12 protein-coding genes and 1 pseudogene are annotated in these 16,034 nt (G+C 56.0%); 7 read left to right on the forward strand and 6 right to left on the reverse strand.

What is annotated here, in order from left to right; translation table 11 throughout:
- Positions 1–14: 14 nt before the first annotated feature.
- The 3 genes and pseudogenes from QCD60_RS21225 to QCD60_RS21235 form a co-directional block, all read right to left on the reverse strand.
- A pseudogene (locus tag QCD60_RS21225) lies at positions 15–2,099 on the reverse strand (FdhF/YdeP family oxidoreductase); the annotation flags it as partial.
- 37 nt (positions 2,100–2,136) lie between these two features.
- Positions 2,137–2,298, reverse strand: coding sequence for a hypothetical protein (locus QCD60_RS21230; protein WP_279788199.1), 162 nt, complete (start codon positions 2,296–2,298; stop codon positions 2,137–2,139).
- 165 nt (positions 2,299–2,463) lie between these two features.
- Positions 2,464–3,363 (reverse strand): LysR family transcriptional regulator, encoded by a 900-nt coding sequence (locus QCD60_RS21235; RefSeq protein ID WP_279788200.1) that lies wholly within the window; start codon positions 3,361–3,363, stop codon positions 2,464–2,466.
- Between the two features lie 167 nt (positions 3,364–3,530).
- Between QCD60_RS21235 and QCD60_RS21240 the strand changes: the two genes are divergently transcribed.
- From QCD60_RS21240 to QCD60_RS21270, 7 genes are all read left to right on the forward strand, one after another.
- Positions 3,531–4,847: an MFS transporter gene (locus tag QCD60_RS21240; protein ID WP_279788201.1), complete on the forward strand. Its 1,317-nt coding sequence runs from the start codon at positions 3,531–3,533 to the stop codon at positions 4,845–4,847.
- A 20-nt stretch (positions 4,848–4,867) separates the two neighbouring features.
- Positions 4,868–6,052 (forward strand): L-rhamnonate dehydratase, encoded by a 1,185-nt coding sequence (rhmD, locus tag QCD60_RS21245; RefSeq protein ID WP_279788202.1) that lies wholly within the window; start codon positions 4,868–4,870, stop codon positions 6,050–6,052.
- A 29-nt stretch (positions 6,053–6,081) separates the two neighbouring features.
- Complete coding sequence (locus tag QCD60_RS21250; protein ID WP_279788203.1) at positions 6,082–6,900, forward strand: HpcH/HpaI aldolase/citrate lyase family protein; 819 nt, start codon at positions 6,082–6,084, stop codon at positions 6,898–6,900.
- A 98-nt stretch (positions 6,901–6,998) separates the two neighbouring features.
- Entirely contained in the window at positions 6,999–8,435 is a 1,437-nt protein-coding gene (aldA, locus tag QCD60_RS21255) for an aldehyde dehydrogenase (RefSeq protein WP_279788204.1), read from the forward strand.
- Between the two features lie 392 nt (positions 8,436–8,827).
- Positions 8,828–9,133, forward strand: a complete 306-nt coding sequence (locus tag QCD60_RS21260) for a DUF1330 domain-containing protein (RefSeq protein WP_279788205.1) — start codon at positions 8,828–8,830, stop codon at positions 9,131–9,133.
- 62 nt (positions 9,134–9,195) lie between these two features.
- Positions 9,196–9,732: an NAD(P)H-dependent oxidoreductase gene (locus QCD60_RS21265; RefSeq protein WP_279788211.1), complete on the forward strand. Its 537-nt coding sequence runs from the start codon at positions 9,196–9,198 to the stop codon at positions 9,730–9,732.
- 136 nt (positions 9,733–9,868) lie between these two features.
- Positions 9,869–10,849, forward strand: a complete 981-nt coding sequence (locus QCD60_RS21270; protein ID WP_279788214.1) for a LysR family transcriptional regulator — start codon at positions 9,869–9,871, stop codon at positions 10,847–10,849.
- Positions 10,850–10,972: 123 nt separating this feature from the next.
- Here QCD60_RS21270 and gcvP read toward each other — a convergent pair whose 3' ends face one another.
- From gcvP to glyA, 3 genes are all read right to left on the reverse strand, one after another.
- Complete coding sequence (gene gcvP, locus QCD60_RS21275; protein ID WP_279788216.1) at positions 10,973–13,870, reverse strand: aminomethyl-transferring glycine dehydrogenase; 2,898 nt, start codon at positions 13,868–13,870, stop codon at positions 10,973–10,975.
- A 328-nt stretch (positions 13,871–14,198) separates the two neighbouring features.
- Positions 14,199–14,594 (reverse strand): glycine cleavage system protein GcvH, encoded by a 396-nt coding sequence (gcvH, locus tag QCD60_RS21280; protein WP_104152404.1) that lies wholly within the window; start codon positions 14,592–14,594, stop codon positions 14,199–14,201.
- Between the two features lie 103 nt (positions 14,595–14,697).
- A complete protein-coding gene (glyA, locus tag QCD60_RS21285; RefSeq protein ID WP_279788219.1) occupies positions 14,698–15,981 on the reverse strand; it encodes a serine hydroxymethyltransferase in 1,284 nt (427 codons plus the stop codon).
- Between the last annotated feature and the right edge of the window lie 53 nt (positions 15,982–16,034).

Consider the following 16,034-nt stretch of genomic DNA (forward strand, 5'->3'; position numbering starts at 1 on the left):
ACCTATGCATCCGGCTAATGGCTATGGCTGCCTGAACGCATAACCCTGACCGGGACCGATTTATACGACGGTGTGCCGCTGTCCTTGTCGATGTAATCCAGCGGTACCAGTCGATTGGCTTCCGGGTAGTAGGCTGCGACAGAGCCGGGCGCAATGTTGTACTCGATCACGGTAATTTTTTCGTAGCGCAGTTTCCGTCCGGGCGTCATGGTCTCGATGTCCACCAGATCACCATGTGCCAGTCCACGGGCAGTCAGGTCGTCCTGATGCATGAACAGCACATCCCGCCGGCCAAAGACACCGCGATAGCGATCATCCAGCGCATAAATGGTGGTGTTGTACTGATCATGGCTGCGGATGGTCACCAGCCTGAGCACGTCATCCCCGTCTACCACCGCATCTTCATGCAAACCCTCGAACACATAGAACTCCGCCTTGCCGGAGGGCGTTCGCCACTGTCGCTCGGCCGCGGGCAATGGCATACGGAAGCCGCCTGGCGTACGAATGCGTTCGTTGTAGCGCTCAAAACCCGGAATCGTCTGCTCTATAAGATCGCGGATACGGTCGTAATCAGCTACCAGTGCCAGCCAGGGAATGTGTGACTGGGGCAGGGTGGCAAAGGCTACACCGGCGACAATGGCGGGCTCTGAACGCAGATGCTCCGAGGCAGGGCTGAGCTTGCCGGCCGAGGCGTGCACCATGGACATGGAGTCCTCAACGGTGACTGCCTGAGGGCCGCTTTCCTGCACATCCAGCTCGGTGCGGCCCAGACATGGCAGCAGATAAGACTGTCTGGCGACCAGCAGGTGAGAGCGATTGAGTTTGGTGCCGATGTGGACGCTCAGCTCCAGTTGCCTCATGGCAGGAAAGCACTGGCCGGGGTCAGGCAGGGCAACGACAAAGTTGCCACCAAGGCACAGCAGGGCTTTGGCCGAGCCATCGATGATGGCCTGCATGGCGCGCACAGCATCATGGCCATGTTGGGCTGGTGGGGTAAAACCAAAGGTCTCTTCCAGCTGCTGCAGAAAGGCGGTGGAAGGCTGTTCGGTAATCCCGACGGCACGGTTGCCCTGCACATTGGAATGACCACGCAGCGGGCAGATACCGGCACCGGGTTTACCGATGTTGCCGCGCATCAGCAGCAGGTCACAGATCAGCCTGACGTTGGCAGTGCCCTCGTTGTGCTGAGTGATGCCCATGCCATAGGTAACGATGGTGGCCTTGGATCTGGCATACGCGGCCGCCACCTTTTCCAGATCACTGCGTGCCAGTCCGCTGACCTGCTCAATATCAGCCCATTCACAGGCCTGCAGATCCGCTTTCAGCGCGGCATATCCCTGGGTGTGGCTGGCAATGAAATCGTGATCAATGACCTGCCCATAGCGCTCCTCCAGTGCCAGCAGGCCTTTCATGATGCCTTTCAGGGCCGCTGCGTCGCCACCTGCTTTCACCTGAAAGTAGCAGGAGGCAATCGGGGTGGAGCCATAAGTGGCCATCTCGATCATATTCTGTGGATCGGCAAAGCGTTCGAGGGCACGTTCTTTCAGCGGGTTAAACACCATGATGGGCACTTTGCGCCGCGACGCTTCATGCAGGGTGCCCATCATTCGCGGATGGTTGGTGCCGGGGTTGTGCCCGATACAGATGATCATCTCGCACTGCTCGAAATCCGCCAGCGACACGGTCCCCTTGCCAATACCAATGCTGCGCGGCAGGCCCACACTGGTGGGCTCGTGGCACATGTTGGAGCAGTCGGGGAAGTTATTGGTGCCGTAGGCTCGGGCAAACAGCTGATAGAGATAGGCCGCCTCGTTGGAGGCCCGGCCAGAGGTATAAAATTCCACCGAGTCAGGTGCCAGACTGCGCAGGGTTTTGCCGATACCCGCAAAGGCATCCACCCAGCTGATGGGCTGATGGGTATCGGAGGCACGGTCATAGATCATCGGATGGGTTAATCGCCCGAGGTCTTCCAGCTCATAGTCGGAGCGATTCAGCAGGGTGGCGACAGGATGACGGGCGAAATAGTCCGGCGGGACACGTTTGGAGGTGGCTTCCCAGGTAACGGCTTTGGCGCCGTTCTCACAGAACTGGAAGGTGGATTTGTGCTCTTTATCCGGCCAGGCGCAACCCGGGCAGTCAAAGCCATCCGGCTGGTTGGTTGGTACGTAACAGGGTCAGCGGCGCCTTGAAGGTGTCCATCTGCTGTCTGACCGCATTGGCTGTGGCTTTCAGTGCGCCCCAGCCTCCGGCGGGAGCATCGTATTTCCTCGCGCCTGCGACTTTGCGTCGGCTGGCCATGGTAGCCTCCTCGGATAGTGGATTGTTATTGATGGGGTTACTCGTGACGTCCGTGGTTTAACGATTAGTCTTGGTACCACCCATACAGAAAACCAGACCGGAGGGCGAAGAATCTGTTAGCGGGAGAGGTTGCGTTCTGCGTCGCCATCGACGTATGGCCAGTGATCAGGGGCTCAAAGAGGGCTGCGGAGGGCGGGCACGCTGACGCAGCAGGCTCAGAAAGATATCCAGCTCGCGGCTGAGTGGTTCATCATCGCGCATCAGAATGCCAAAGGGTTCAAGGTGTGCGTCTACCGCAATAGGGAGCTCGCGGATCAGCCCCATCCGCAGATAGTCAACCAGTACCGACTCCGACAGGATCATCACCGCATCGGTAATCTGGATCAGTTGCAGCATGGCAAATACCGAGCTGCATTCGGTCACGTCTGTGGGCGTTGGCAGATCCAGTCGCCGCAGGTACTGCTCTATCGCATACCGGGCCGGGCTGCTGACAGGCTGCAGAATCCATGGCCAGTTGTTGACCACGTCGGCCATGTCCAGCTCGGGCTGTTGCAGCAAAGGATGAGCACTGTGGACGACGGCAATCAGTTTTTCATTACTGAGCGGTTCAAAGCTGAAGTGTGAACGGCTGCCGAGAAGGCTTCTTCTGCCGATGGCAACATCGATTTTTCCCAGCTCCAGTTGCTCAATCAGCTGATCACTGGTGTCGCCGCTGATGGTGATATGCAGCCGGGGCCTGAGCCGCTTGATCTCTGCAATGGTTTCAATCACCAGACTGGGAGCGGCTCCCATGATGGTGCCGATGGTAAGGTGGCCAAACCCGCCTTTCTGGAAGCGGACAATATCTTCTGAGCAGCGCTCAAGGCCATTCAGGGCTGTCTGCGCAAAGCGGATGATTTCAAGACCAATGGCGGTGGGGCGCATCCCGCGGTTGAAGCGTTCAAACAGTTCACAGTCAAAAGCGGCCTCGATTTCCTGCAGCATGCGTGTCGCCGCGGGCTGAGAGACGTTCAGTGCTTCGCTGGCGCGGTGCATGTTCAGGCTGTTTCCCAGCGTTACCAGCATGACGAGATGTTTATACCTCAGCCTGTTACAAAGCACATTTAACAGATGGCTGCTCAGCATATTCGCGTCTCCTGAAATACCTTTTTGTTATCGGTTTTAAGTAAATCCGGATTAGACGTGAATCACAACAAGTTCTTAAAGTGACACTGCCTTAACAACAAAAATAAATGGAAAGTGAAATGAAAAACCTACCTGACATTGTCGTTAAAAAAGTCGCCTGGCGACTCCTGCCATTCTTATTGCTCATGTATGTCATGGCCTTTCTCGACAGGGCCAATGTGGGCTTTGCCAAAGCCGCCTTTCAGGCTGATACCGGCCTTTCAAATGCCGCTTATGCCTTTGGTGCAGGCATATTCTTTATTGGATATGCGCTGCTGGAAGTACCCAGCAATCTGATTATGCAGCGCGTGGGGGCCAAACTTTGGATGTGCCGAATTATGGTGACCTGGGGTTTGGTATCTGCCGCGATGATGTTTGCGCAGGGTGAAACCTCATTTTATGTATTGCGTTTTTTCCTGGGAGTGGCAGAAGCCGGTTTCTTTCCGGGCGTGATTCTTTATCTGACTTACTGGTTCCCCTCGAATAACCGCGCCAAGGCGATGGGATTCTTTTATTTCGGTGCGCCAATTGCCTTTATTTTTGGTGGCCCGTTATCAGGTTTCCTGTTGGAACTACATGGCATCGCTGACCTGAAAGGCTGGCAATGGCTGTTTCTGATTGAAGGTTTGCTGGCTTCGCTGGTGGGTATCTGGGCCTATTTCTACCTCGATAATCGCCCGGCCGATGCCAAATGGTTGTCAAATGATGAGCGAGCGTGGCTGCAAAAAGTTCTCGACGATGAAAACAAGGACAAACTGGGCCATCACTCCGGCAGTTTGCGTGTCGCGCTGGCCAATCCCAGAACACTGCACCTGGCCATCATTTATATGCTGATCCAATGCAGCGTTTACGGCGTGGTGTTCTACCTGCCAACCCAGGTAGCCAATCTGGTAGGCCGTGAAGTAGGCCTGGTGGTGGGGTTGTTTACTGCCATTCCGTGGATATGTGCGCTGGTCGCGGCCTATTTCATTCCTTCTCTTTCTGATCGCCTGGGTGAGCGCCGCAAGACTGCTGCCATGACCATTCTGATGTCAGGTGCAGGCATTGCGCTGTCTGTCGCGCTTTCTAACCCGACGCTGGCCTTTATCGCCCTGTGTTTTGCCGCAGCAGGATTTATCGCTGTGCAGCCGGTGTTCTGGACATTCCCATCAGCTTATCTAACCGGGACTGCCGCAGCAGGTGGTATTGCACTGATCAATACCTTCGGTGCCATCGGCGGATTCATCGCGCCGAATATCAAACGCTGGGCCGAGGCTACTTATCAGTCACCTTCAGCAGGTTTATACATCCTCGCTGCATTGACCGTCGTAGCTGCTGTTTTACTTCTGACTGTTCGCCAGAGAAACCAGCCTTTTCTTAATCAACCATCGACGCACCTGTCATAACGTTTAAAGAGATTGTCACTATGAATATGCCTGTTATTAAAAGCGTCAAAGCCTATGTGGTCAGAGGTGGTGGTGCCGATTATCACGATCAGGGAAATGATCACTGGATTGACGACCATATATCGACCCCGATGAGTAAATATCCGCAATTCAAACAAAGCAGGAAAAGTTTCGGCATTAACGTGCTGGGGACACTGGTAGTCGAAATAGAGGCGAGTAATGGTGACGTGGGCATTGGCGTTACTACAGCAGGCGAAATCGGTGCCTATATCGTCGAAAAGCATCTGGCCCGATTTCTGGAGGGCGCACGGGTCACCGATATCGAACGGATCTGGGACCAGATGTACAACGCCACGCTGTATTACGGCCGCAAGGGCGTAGTGCTGAATACCATATCGGGTGTTGATCTGGCGTTATGGGATCTGCTGGGGCAAGTGCGTAAAGAGCCGGTGCATCAGCTGCTTGGCGGTGCCGTGCGCGAGCAGATGCCTTTCTATGCCACCGGGGCGCGCCCTGATCTGGCCAGGGAGATGGGCTTCATTGGTGGCAAGATGCCCCTGCAGTACGGCCCGTCGGATGGCGAAGAGGGCATGCGCAAGAATCTGGAAAAGATTCGGACCATGCGTGAGCGGGTGGGTGATGATTTCTGGCTGATGCTGGACTGCTGGATGAGTCTGGACGTCAACTACGCGACCCGGCTGGCGCAACAGGCCTGGCAGTACGGGCTGAAGTGGATCGAAGAAGCACTGCCGCCTGATGATTACTGGGGCTATGCCGAGTTACGCAAGCAAGTACCGCAAGGCATGCTGGTGACGACAGGAGAGCATGAGGCGACGCGCTGGGGCTTCCGGATGCTGATGGAGATGCAGTGCTGCGACATCATTCAGCCTGATGTGGGGTGGTGCGGTGGCCTCACCGAGCTGATCAAGATTTCTGCGCTGGCCGATGCCCATAACAAGCTGGTGGTGCCGCACGGTTCGTCCGTCTACAGCTACCACTTCGTCTTTACCCGCCATAACAGTCCCTTTGCTGAGTTTCTGATGATGGATGCGGCAGCCGAGAAGGTGGTGCCCATGTTCACGCCGCTGTTGCTGGATGAGCCGGTACCCGTCAATGGCCGCCTGTCCATCAGCGTATTGGATAAGCCCGGATTTGGCGTGCGTCTGAATCCTGAGTGCCAGCTGCATCGCCCATTTGAACGTTGATCGCGAACTGCCTTAGGGAGATGACTGACATGCTTAATCCAACCAACACATTCAAAGCCGCTTTGTACAGCCAAAGCCCGGAAGCCCTGTACGGCATCTGGGCGGGATTCGCCGGCAGTTACGGTACAGAAATCGTGGCTACGGTGGGCTATGACTGGATGCTGATTGACGGCGAACATGCCCCGAATACCGTGCCCTCCATTCTGAACCAGCTGCAGGCCGTCGCCCCCTATGACTGTCAGCCTGTCGTCAGAGCCGTCAATAGTGATACGGCGCTGATCAAGCAGCTGCTAGATGTAGGGGCGCAGACTCTGATGATTCCAATGGTTGAAAGTGCCGAACAGGCCAGACAGCTGGTGCAGGCGATGCGCTATCCACCCTATGGTATTCGCGGTGTAGGAGGTGGTCTGACACGCGCAACACGCTGGGACGGAGTGGAAAATTATCTGCAGACTGCGCATCAGTCGCTGTGTCTGATCGTGCAGATTGAATCCTGCAAAGGTGTTGAGAATGCCGCTGAAATTGCTGCTGTGGAAGGCGTGGATGCGGTTTTCGTTGGCCCTGCAGACCTGTCTGTCAGCATGGGGTATCCCGGCAATCCGAATCATCCTGATGTGCAGAACAGTATTCGTCGCACCCTTGAAGCGACACATAACGCAGGCAAGGCCTCGGGCATTCTTGCGCCGCGCAGGGAAGACGCCTTGCGCTACCGGGACTGGGGTTGCCGGTTTATTGCCGTGGCTATTGATATCAGTCTGCTCCGGCAGGCGGCTGTCAGCACGCTGGCTGGCTATCGCTCAGACACGGTAGAGGCGCTGGGTACGCCCTCAGGTGTCACGACGTACTGAGCTTTGTATTGCGTGAGTTACCCGCCCCTGACCTGGTGTGGTCAGGGGACATAACAATAAAGCGAAAGAGGGGTGTCCCCTCTGTGGAGTGACCCATCATGAGTCAAGCTGTTCCTGTTTATCAGAACTATATCAACGGCCAGTTTACGGCTGCTTCAGCGCTTCTCGACGTTTTCAACCCGGCTACGGGGGCACTGATCTCCAGAGTCCCTGCCTCAAGTCAGGCAGAGGTCGAGCAGGCATTGTCAGCAGCCCGATCTGCCCAGCAAGACTGGGCGCGATTACCAGCCATCAGCCGGGCTGCTTATCTGCGCAGGCTCGCTACACTCATTCGTGCTCATGTGCCCCGTCTGGCGCGCGTTATTTCGGCAGAGCAGGGGAAAACCCTTGGTCTGGCTGAGGTCGAGGTGAACTTTACCGCAGACTATCTCGACTACATGGCGGAATGGGCACGGCGTATCGAGGGTGAAATACTGACCAGCGACAGACCCAACGAGACCATCATGCTGTTTCGTAAACCGCTGGGTGTGGTCGCCGGCATTTTACCCTGGAATTTCCCGTTCTTTCTTATCGCGCGCAAGATGGCGCCGGCCCTGCTGACAGGGAACACCATTGTCATCAAGCCCAGCGAAGAAACGCCTAACAACTGCTTTGAGTTCACTCAGCTGGTGGCAGAGATCGGATTGCCAGACGGCGTATTCAATGTCGTTAGTGGGGGTGGAAGCGTTGGCCAGTGGCTAAGTCAGCATAAGGGCGTGGATATGATCAGTTTCACCGGCAGTGTCAGTACTGGTGAGCGCATCATGGCGGCGGCCGCTCCCCATATCACCAAGCTGAATCTTGAACTGGGAGGCAAGGCTCCTGCCATTGTGCTGGCCGATGCCAATCTGGAACTGGCAGTCAGGGCGATTCGTGACTCTCGCATTATCAACACCGGACAGGTGTGCAACTGTGCGGAGCGCGTCTATGTCGAGCGTAACGTGGCTGATGAGTTCATCGCCCGGATCACTCATGCCATGTCGATGACACGTTATGGCGATCCCCTAGCTGACGCTTCTGTCGACATGGGGCCGCTGATTAATCAGGCGGGCCTGAACAAGGTGGCGGAAAAAGTGAAAACGGCAATGGCACAAGGGGCCACGCTGCAGACGGGCGGGAAGGTAGCTGACAGAGCCAGTGGCTTCCACTATGAACCCACCGTGCTGGTCGATTGCCGCAGTGACATGGAGATCATGCGACAGGAGATATTTGGACCGGTATTGCCGATCCAAATCGTGGACAGTCTGGAGGAGGCCGTCGTGCTCGCCAATGACTGCGAATACGGACTGACATCATCCATTTATACTCAGGACATCAGCAAAGCCATGTACGCCTGCCGTGAGCTTTCGTTTGGTGAAACCTATATCAACCGGGAGAATTTTGAAGCGATGCAGGGGTTCCATGCAGGTGTGCGTAAATCCGGTATTGGTGGCGCTGACGGTAAACATGGGCTGTATGAATACACCCACACTCACGCCGTCTACCTGCAGGGATAGACAGGCGCTGAACAGGACTGCGCAGGAAACCGTCGGGATTGCTGACAGATTCATGTGTAGAACCACTTCCGTGGCTTGCGAACAGGTTCCAGATACCCGCGAGCCATATCAGACCCGGCCATCTTGCCGGGTTTTTACTTCTGACTGATCCAGACTGGCGCGCAGGCTGTGTCTGGGGACGCGGTGCCTGTTGCGTCCGCCCCCGTCGGATGCCATCAGGCAGGCTGTAACCCCAGCCTTTCGCCCCGCACTGACCGATTCATCGGCATCCTCAACTCAGAGTTAATAAGTATTCAACCCGGAGCCATCTTAAAGTTGCGAATAGACCTGCTCATAATCCCGGTCATCGCTGTCGCATTCACGACATCATTCACCCCATGGGGATTAACGTTATGGCCAAAGCAGCACCTGCGTACTTCCTGTTTGATGTGCGGATTCATGATCCGTCCCAACTCGGGCCTTATCTGGACGGGGTGGAGGCCACCTATAAAGCCTATGGTGGCAAGCTGCTTACACTTCACGGTCAGCAACAGGTGGTAGAGGGGCAGGGGCCGATGGGCGCGGTTGTCATACTGGCGTTTGAAAGCCTGGACATGGCGCAGGCCTGGCATGCTTCTGAAGCCTATCAGCAGCTCATCCCTTACCGTCACGCCGCAGCAGATACCAACGCCTGGCTGATCGAGGGTCTGGCCGGTTAAGTACGCTGATCATCGTTTTGCACCGTCACCCCTATTCAACAAGCACTATTGCAGGTTCCATCATGAAAACACTGGTTATCGTCTCTCATCCCTATCCTGAACAGTCCAAAGCGATCAAAACCCTTGAAGCCACTGTGAAGGAGCTGCCGCAGGTAACGGTGCGCAATCTGGAAAGCCTTTATGGCAGCAATACCTCAGGATTTGACGTCGCTGCTGAACAGGCCGCGTATGAAGGGGTTGATCGTGTGGTGTATATGTTTCCGGTGCACTGGTTCAACCTGACGCCGATGTTGAAGGCCTACCTGAATGAGGTCTGGACCTACGGCTGGGCGTTCGGACCGAATGGCAAGGCGCTGCAGGGTAAGGAAATGCTGGTGGTGACCACAACGGGTGCCAGTGAATTTACGTATTCAGCCGCCGGTCTGGTGCAAAGTACGATTGAAGAGGTGCTGACGCCGATGAAAGCCTCTGCGCTCTATGTCGGCATGCAGTATGGCAGTCCGCTGGCCATGTATGAGGCGATGAATGCCTCTGATGAGCAGGTCAGCCAGTTTAGACAGCGGCTGTCCGAGCATTTGAGCAATGCCATTGCCGCCTGACCACCGAACCAGTGCAGCAGCCAGTATTCAGCAGAGCAGAAATAATGATGCCAGAAGGCGTCTGGCTCAGACGTTGATCAATGCGCTGCTGCACATTAGGGTGTGCTTAGTCTGTCTACGGCATAGAAGCAACATCATGGATTCTTCTCAGCGTGTGCGCGCCATCCTGTCTTTTGTCCATGCTGCCGATGCCGGTAGTTTTGCCGCGGCAGCACGGATGCTGGCGATCAGTTCGGCCGCGGTCAGCAAGAATGTGGCCAGTCTGGAAAAGGCGCTCGGGGTGCGGTTAATGAACCGTACCACGCGGACGCTGCAGCTGACCGATGAAGGCGCGCTGTTTCTGCAACAGGCGCGCATTGCCCTGCAGGCACTGGATACCGCAGTCGATACAGTCGTAAACCAGCGTGCGGGGCCGAGCGGGCGTATTCGTATATCCACCAGCACAGCCTTTGGCCACGGTTATTTAATGCCGCAATTGCCGGGATTACTGGCACGGTATCCTGAGCTGTCCATTGAGGTGGATTTTGACGACCGCATCGTCGATCTGGTGCGAGAGGGTTACGATCTGGTGATCCGCGGCGGCAGTATTGCCGACTCGGCGCTGATATCAAGGCCCATCTACAGGATGATCCCGGTACTGGTGGCAGCACCTGTCTACCTTGAACGATACGGTATTCCTTTATCTCCTGATGCGTTGAACGAACACCGGCTGATTGCCCGGCGATTTCTGGGTGGGCGTGTTGCCAACTGGAGTTTCAGGCAGCGGGACGGTGGGATCAGCAGCGTTGACCCTTCCGCTAATGCCGTCCTGACGCTGACGACGCCGGAGTCGGTGATTCAGGCGGCCTGCAGCGGGCTTGGTATTGCTCGCATTGGTGTGCATCTTGTTTATCCCTGCTTGCTCTCGGGTGAACTGCAGCTGGTGCTGCAGGATTATCTCCATCCGGAGAACTACGAGATGGTCATTCAATATCCTCACCGTGCGCTGCTGCCTTCGCGTGTCAGGGTGGCGGTGGACTATCTGCTGGAGGCTTTCGCCCGCTGCAGTGAGCTGCATGTGCCGCTGGATTCGCTGGGCCGATTTGTAGCTGAAGCTGACCGTAGCCCGGATAGGTGAGCTAGAATCCGTAGTTTTCAGCTTTCATGAAACAACAAAGCCCGGCATTTCTGCCGGGCTTTGCATTTACTGGGGTGGTCCTTCTGTAGCGATCATGTTGCTGTAGAAGGATTGCCCGCGTTATCAGCGATAGCTGTCAACGCTTGGGCATGAGCACACCAGATTACGGTCACCGTAGACGTTGTCGATACGGTTCACGGTTGGCCAGTATTTGCTGGTGGGCGATACCCCTTTGGGGAAGATCGCTTCCGCCTGAGAGTATGCACGTTCCCAGCCATCGGTCAGGTCACCCAGAGTATGAGGGGCATGTACCAACGGGTTGCTTTCCGCAGACCAGACACCTTCCTGTACCTTGGCAATCTCTTCACGGATAGCAATCATCGCATCACAGAAGCGATCCAGCTCGGCCTTCGATTCAGACTCGGTAGGCTCGATCATCAATGTGCCTGCCACAGGGAAGGACATGGTGGGAGCGTGGAAGCCGTAGTCCATCAGACGCTTGGCGATGTCTTCTTCGCTGATACCGGAAGCCGCCTTGATCGGACGAATGTCGATGATGCATTCGTGCGCCACGTTGCCATTTTTGCCGCGGAACAGCACTGGGTAGTGCGGTGCCAGACGGCTCATGACGTAGTTGGCGTTGAGAATGGCCAGCTGGGTTGCCTGACGCAGGCCCGCAGCCCCCATCAGCTTGATGTATACCCAGGAGATAGGCAGGATCAGGGCGCTACCAAAGGGTGCAGCTGACACCGCGGTGTTACCTTCCACTTCCAGACCGTCAATGTTGTTGACCACATGGTTGGGCAGGAAGGGCGCCAGATGGCTCTTCACACCGATTGGGCCCATGCCGGGGCCGCCACCGCCGTGAGGAATACAGAAGGTCTTGTGCAGGTTGAGGTGAGAAACGTCCGAGCCGAACTTGCCGGGCTGAGACAGGCCAACCTGCGCATTCATATTGGCGCCGTCCATGTACACCTGACCACCGTGCTGGTGGATGATGTCACAGATTTCCACCACTTCTTCCTCGAATACACCGTGAGTAGAAGGATAGGTGATCATGATGCAGGCCAGATCAGCAGAGTGCGCTTCTGCCTTGGCACGCAGATCAGCGATGTCGACGTTACCCTGTTCGTCGCATTCGACGATGACCACTTTCATGTTGGCCATGGCCGCAGAAGCAGGGTTGGTGCCGTGTGCTGAGCTGGGGATCAGGCAGATATCACGGTGATCCTGACCAATGCTGGCATAGTAGCGACGAATGGCGACCAGACCGGCGTATTCGCCCTGAGCACCTGAGTTAGGCTGCATGGATACCGCGTCGTAGCCGGTGATTTCTACCAGTGCGTCTTCCAGCTCTTTGATCATGGCATGGTAGCCACGGGTCTGAGCTTTCGGTGCGAAGGGGTGGATATTGGCGAATTCGTTCCAGGTTACCGGCATCATTTCGCTGGTGGAATTCAGCTTCATGGTGCACGAGCCCAGCGGGATCATGGCGTGAGCCAGTGACAGGTCCTTGTTTTCCAGACGCTTCAGGTAACGCAGCATTTCGGTTTCGGAATGGTAGCGATTGAAGGTCTCGTGGGTCAGGAAGGCACTGCTGCGCTGATAGGCGGCAGGAATGCCGGTATAGCTGTCAGCCACAATGCTGGCATCCAGATCGCTGACGTTCAGGCCATGGCCTGTGCCCAGCAGAACGTCAAACAGTTCCGCAACATCCGCAGCGGTCTTGCGCTCATCCAGGCTGATACCCAGCTTGTCACTATCCAGTTTGCGCAGGTTGATGCCTGCATCCAGTGCTGCCTGGTACAGTGCGCCTTGCTTCTCACCGGCAACCACAGTGATGGTGTCGAACCAGGAGTCATGCAGCAGAGCCATGCCTTTCTGCTGCAGGCCGCGCGCCAGAATGGAGGTCAGGCGATGGATACGGCCAGCGATTTTCTTCAGCCCTTCAGGGCCGTGGAAAGTGGCGTAAAAGCCAGCCATGTTGGCCAGCAGCGCCTGTGCGGTACAGATGTTGGAGGTCGCTTTCTCGCGGCGGATATGCTGCTCGCGGGTCTGCATGGCCATACGCAGGGCCATCTTGCCACGGGCATCAATGGAAACACCGATGATGCGGCCGGGCATGGTGCGCTTGTAGGCATCTTTGGTCGCGAAGAACGCGGCATGTGGACCACCAAAGCCCATAGGGACGCCGAAACGCTGGGCAGAGCCGACAACAACGTCTGCGCCCAGTTCGCCTGGGGACTTCAGCATCACCAGGCTCATCAGGTCTGCGGCTACGCAAACCAATGCTTTCTGACCGTGAGCCTGTTTGATCAGGGATTCCAGATCATGGACTTCTCCGGTGCTGCCGGGGTATTGCAGCAGCACGCCAAAGACTTCCTGACTGGCCAGTTCGGTGTAGGGATTGCCTACGACCAGCTCGAAACCAAAGTACTTGGCGCGGGTAGTCAGTACATCAATGGTTTGTGGGTGCACGTCGGACGCTACGAAGAACTTGTCGGTCTTCAGGCGGTTGGAGCGTTTGCACAGTGCCATGGCTTCGGCTGCTGCAGTGGCTTCGTCCAGCAGAGAGGCGTTGGCCAGTTCCATACCGGTCAGGTCGATGACCATTTGCTGGAAGTTCAGCAGACCTTCCAGACGGCCCTGGGAAATTTCGGGCTGATAAGGAGTGTAGGCAGTGTACCAGCCCGGATTTTCCAGCACGTTACGCAGAATGACAGGGGGCACGATGGTGTCGTAGTAGCCCATACCGATGTAGGACTTGTTGACGATGTTCTGGTCGGCGAGGCTGCGCAGATAACCCAGCACTTCCTCTTCCGTTTTGCTGTCACCCAGATTGAGCAGAGTCTGCAGACGGATGCTGGCAGGCACGGTGTTGTTGATCAGGGCTTCCAGGGAAGGCTGGTCGAGGCTGGCCAGCATGGCATTGACGTCAGTGGCAGAGGGGCCAATGTGACGTTGAATAAAATCGTCGTGCTGCTCTAACTGCTGCAGACTCTGGTTGCTTAGGGTGCTCATCGTAGTACCTGTTTCTCGCAATGTGGCCGGAAGTGCTTCCCTGTATCAGAGGGACAGCCCGGACAACCGTAAAAAGGTCAATTTGCTGGGTCGGTAGCCCGGCCCGAAGCCCAATGGTTTTCGGTAACGCCTGATCGGAGGTTCCGCTGAGGTTTTACCGAGTATCCCGAAGATGAGCTGGCACGCTCTCTTCAGGGTGTTTTGCCTTCCCTGGCATGTTGAATAGTGAGCTTTCTATCAGAACGTATTCACGATCGGTTGCGCATCGGCCACATGGCTTTGAAGAACCGCGCTGGTGGCCTTTGCTCACGTGATCGCAGCTGCGTTCTTAGTGAGCTTCGTCTTCGACAACCTGAGTATAGTTGTCAGCACTGAGCAGCTGAGACAATTCATCAGCATTGCTCAGGCGCATTTTCAGGATCCAGCCTTCGGCATAAGGCTCGTTGTTGGTCAGTTCAGGGCTGTCGTTCAGCGAATCGTTGACCTCAACCACTTCACCAGAGACGGGAGCGTACAGATCAGACGCCGCCTTTACAGACTCGATAACACCAAACTCTTCACCGGCAGCCAGCTCGCGACCTACTTCTGGCAGCTCAACGAAGACAACATCACCAAGCAGTTCCTGAGCATGATCAGTAACGCCGATGGTGACGGTGCCGTCGCCGTTGTCCTGAATCCACTCGTGGGTATCGGTGTAAAGCAGGTTGGCTGGAATCTGACTCATTTTCTTTTCCTATGGGTTAAATACGGGCCATTTCTGACCGCTTGTATTGAAAAAGTTGATTAAAGGAAAAATTTTTCCGCTATTATCCGGTTTTTCCCGCTAATTAGTAGTCGTATATAGGAAAGCGTTTGCACAGGGATTGGACTTCCCTGCGCACTCGTCGCTCAGTAGCATCGTCACCTTCAGGGTTCTGATGCAACGCATCCAGTACGTCATTGATCCAGTGACCGATCTGACGAAACTCGTCGCTACCAAATCCACGTGTGGTGCCCGCCGGTGTGCCCAGACGAATGCCTGAGGTCACCGTAGGCTTCTGTGGATCGAAAGGAATTCCATTTTTGTTGCAGGTGATACCTGCACGCTCAAGTGCCTGTTCTGCCGCGGTACCGGTCAGTCCTTTGCTGCGCAGGTCAACCAGCAGCAGGTGATTGTCACTTCCCCCTGATACCAGCTGGCAGCCGCGTTCCAGCATGACATCGGCCAGTGCCTGAGTATTGGCAATCACCTGTTCGATATAGCCGGTAAAGCTCGGGCGCAGTGCTTCGCCGAAGGCGACGGCCTTCGCTGCAATAACATGCATCAGAGGGCCACCCTGCAAGCCGGGGAAAATGGCGGAGTTGATCTTTTTTGCCAGCGTTTCGTCGTTGGTGAGGATCAGTCCACCGCGTGGACCACGCAGGGTTTTGTGCGTGGTACTGGTGACAACATGGGCGTGAGGGAATGGGCTGGGATGATGGCCAGTGGCGACCAGACCGGCGATATGGGCCATATCGACCATTAGCAGGGCACCTACTTTGTCGGCGATGGCCCTGAAACGAGGAAAGTCGAGTACCCGGGGATAGGCTGAGGCTCCGGCAATAATCAGGCGGGGTTTGTGTTCCAGCGCCAGCGCTTCAACCTGATCAAAGTCGATAAGATGGTCGTCTTCTCTCACGCCATACTGCACGGCATTGAACCACTTGCCTGAGAGGGCGGGGCGCGCGCCGTGAGTCAGATGGCCACCCGCATCCAGTGCCATGCCAAGAATGGTATCGCCGGGTTGCAGTAGTGCCAGCATGACAGCGCCATTGGCCTGTGCGCCTGAGTGGGGCTGAACGTTAGCGAACTGGCAGCCGAACAGTTTCTTCACCCGCTCAATAGCCAAACCTTCAGCAATATCGACGTATTCACAGCCACCGTAGTAACGCTTGCTCGGATAGCCTTCGGCATATTTATTGGTCAGCAGGCTGCCCTGGGCATCAAGCACGGCTTGTGATACCAGATTTTCAGAGGCGATCAGTTCAATCTGATCCTGCTGGCGGTGACCTTCACCAGACAGTGCCTGGTGCAGGATCGGATCACTTTCCGCCAGTGACTGGGTAAAAAACGCAGCGATATTGTCTGACATGAAATGGCCTCTAAAGCAGATACAGGTTGCAGAGGATATGCTCTTGAGCAGCG

This window comes from Pokkaliibacter sp. MBI-7, from assembly GCF_029846635.1.
Classification (GTDB): Bacteria; Pseudomonadota; Gammaproteobacteria; order Pseudomonadales; family Balneatricaceae; genus Pokkaliibacter.